Raw genomic sequence first — 2,523 nt, 5'->3', positions numbered from 1 at the left:
CATACGATCTGGTATAATCAAAAATCCGACTCCCTTTAAGATAGATTGACCTATGAGCAAAGGTACCTTATTTGATAAAGTTTGGGACTTACACACCGTTGGTACACTTCCTTCTGGGCTAACCCAACTATTTATCGGGCTACACCTAATCCATGAAGTTACCAGTCCCCAGGCCTTTGCTATGCTCAAAGAGCGGGATTTAAAAGTATTATTTCCACAGCGTACCATAGCCACAGTAGATCATATAGTACCAACAGAAAATCAAGCCCGTCCCTTTGTGGATAACCTGGCAGAAGAAATGATCCAGGCATTAGAAAAGAGTTGTCAAGAAAACAACATCACTTTTTATAATATTGGTTCGGGAAATCAAGGTATAGTCCACGTTATCGCCCCCGAATTGGGACTAACCCAACCAGGCATGACCATTGCTTGCGGAGATAGTCACACATCTAGTCATGGTGCCTTTGGTGCGATCGCATTCGGCATCGGCACAAGCCAAGTCCGAGATATACTCGCCTCCCAAACTTTAGCATTATCTAAATTAAAAGTCCGCAAAATCGAAGTTAACGGCACACTCAAACCCGGAGTTTACGCCAAAGACGTGATCCTGCATATCATCCGCACCTTGGGAGTAAAAGGTGGAGTTGGCTACGCTTACGAATTTGCTGGTACAACCTTTGAACAGATGAACATGGAAGAAAGGATGACCGTCTGCAACATGGCCATAGAAGGTGGTGCAAGATGCGGTTACGTTAATCCTGACCAAATTACCTACGATTATCTGAAAAACAGAGACTTTGCCCCCAAAGGTGCAAACTGGGATCAAGCCGTTGCTTGGTGGGAATCAATTAAGAGCGATCGCCATGCCGAGTATGATGATATTGTAGTCTTCGATGCAGTCGAAATTCCCCCCACCATCACCTGGGGAATCACCCCCGGTCAAGGAATCGGCATCGATCAAAAAGTCCCCACCCCCCAAGAACTCCTAGAAGAAGACCGATTTATTGCCGAAGAAGCTTACCGATACATGGATTTGTACCCAGGTCAACCCATACTTGGCACAAAAATAGATGTCTGCTTCATCGGTAGCTGCACCAACGGTAGAATCAGTGACCTAAGAGAAGCCGCCAAAATTGCCCAAGGTCGAAAAGTTGCCGAGGGAGTAAAAGCCTTCGTCGTCCCCGGTTCAGAAAGAGTCAAAAAAGCAGCGGAAGCAGAAGGACTAGATAAAATCTTCATTGCTGCTGGCTTTGAATGGCGCGAACCCGGTTGTTCTATGTGTTTAGCCATGAACCCCGACAAACTCCAAGGTAGACAAATTAGCGCCTCCTCCTCCAACCGCAACTTCAAAGGTAGACAAGGTTCATCTTCCGGTCGTACCCTACTCATGAGTCCGGCTATGGTAGCCACAGCAGCCATCAAAGGAGAAGTCGCCGACGTGCGCGAATTACTCTAACTCTTAACAGGGAACAGGAAAAAAATATTATTTCTCTTTTTCTGCCTCCCCTGCCTCCCCTGCCTCCCCTGCCTCCCCTGCCCCCTGCCCCCTGCCTTTAAAACCATGAGCCAAATCAAAAAAATATCCAGTACCGCCGTCCCCTTAATCGGCAACGACATTGATACAGACCGGATCATTCCCGCCCGCTACTTAAAAGCCATCACCTTTGACGGCTTAGGTGCAGGAGTATTTATCGACGATCGCCAAGCATTAAAAGGTACACATTCCTTCGACCAACCCCAATACCAAGGGGCAAAAATATTAATAGTTAATCGTAACTTTGGCTGTGGTTCATCACGGGAACACGCACCCCAAGCCCTAGCCAAATGGGGAATAAAAGCCGTAATTGGGGAAAGTTTCGCTGAAATATTCTTTGGTAACTGTGTCGCCATGGGGATTCCCTGTGTCACCGCCGATACAGCTACAATTACACAACTGCAAGAATTAGTAACAGCAAATCCTCAAATCTCCATTACCATAGATTTGGAAAAATTGCAAGTACAAGCTGGTGATTTTACCACCCCAGTCAATATGAATGAAGGTACACAAAATACCTTCGTTTCTGGTACTTGGGATGCTTGCGGACAATTGGTAGCAAATAGTTCACGGGTGCAGCTAACTGCTGATAAATTACCCTATTTGGCTTGGGGACTATTAACCTAAGTTGCCAGTTATTAATTTTCGGATATTTAGTAGTTTGTAGGGTGCGTCAGACAGAATAATTTACGCTAAAATCATTAATTTTAAGAGACTGACGCACCTTCCCTAATCTAAAAAAGCAACTTATGGGCGATTCTTGGGGAGGGCTTCTCTACGAGACGCTACCGCGAACGTTATCGCCTCTAACTCAAAACCAAAATATCACAATATTTTCCACTTCAGAGATTTGTTATACAGCGATCGCTTCTCAAGATTCAGATTTTGCGGAAAGAAGCCGATTTTTCAAATTCTCACACTGCTTTCGCTAGTTACTTAGGGTTTGCTGAATAAACCAAAAACCTAGACATATCAACAGTTTCAGCCTG

The 2,523-nt window shown here is 45.2% G+C and carries 2 protein-coding genes; both read left to right on the top strand.

Going from position 1 to position 2,523, the window contains the following annotated elements; genetic code table 11:
• Positions 1 to 52 precede the first annotated feature (52 nt).
• Positions 53 to 1,456, top strand: a complete 1,404-nt coding sequence (leuC, locus tag VB711_RS20270) for a 3-isopropylmalate dehydratase large subunit (protein WP_323288080.1) — start codon at positions 53 to 55, stop codon at positions 1,454 to 1,456.
• Positions 1,457 to 1,561: 105 nt separating this feature from the next.
• Positions 1,562 to 2,161 carry a 3-isopropylmalate dehydratase small subunit gene (gene leuD / locus VB711_RS20265; RefSeq protein WP_323288079.1) on the top strand — a complete coding sequence of 200 codons (600 nt, stop codon included), beginning with the start codon at positions 1,562 to 1,564 and terminating at the stop codon, positions 2,159 to 2,161.
• Positions 2,162 to 2,523 lie beyond the last annotated feature (362 nt).

This window comes from Cronbergia sp. UHCC 0137, assembly GCF_034932285.1.
Classification (GTDB): domain Bacteria; phylum Cyanobacteriota; class Cyanobacteriia; order Cyanobacteriales; family Nostocaceae; genus Cronbergia.
This window is presented reverse-complemented; position numbering and strand designations above follow the sequence as displayed.

What these genes read in the sequence shown, in the direction of transcription:
- leuC (WP_323288080.1), top strand. Translation starts at nt 53, where the DNA reads ATGAGCAAAGGTACCTTATTTGATAAAGTTTGGGACTTACACACCGTT.
- leuD (WP_323288079.1), top strand. Translation starts at nt 1,562, where the DNA reads ATGAGCCAAATCAAAAAAATATCCAGTACCGCCGTCCCCTTAATCGGC.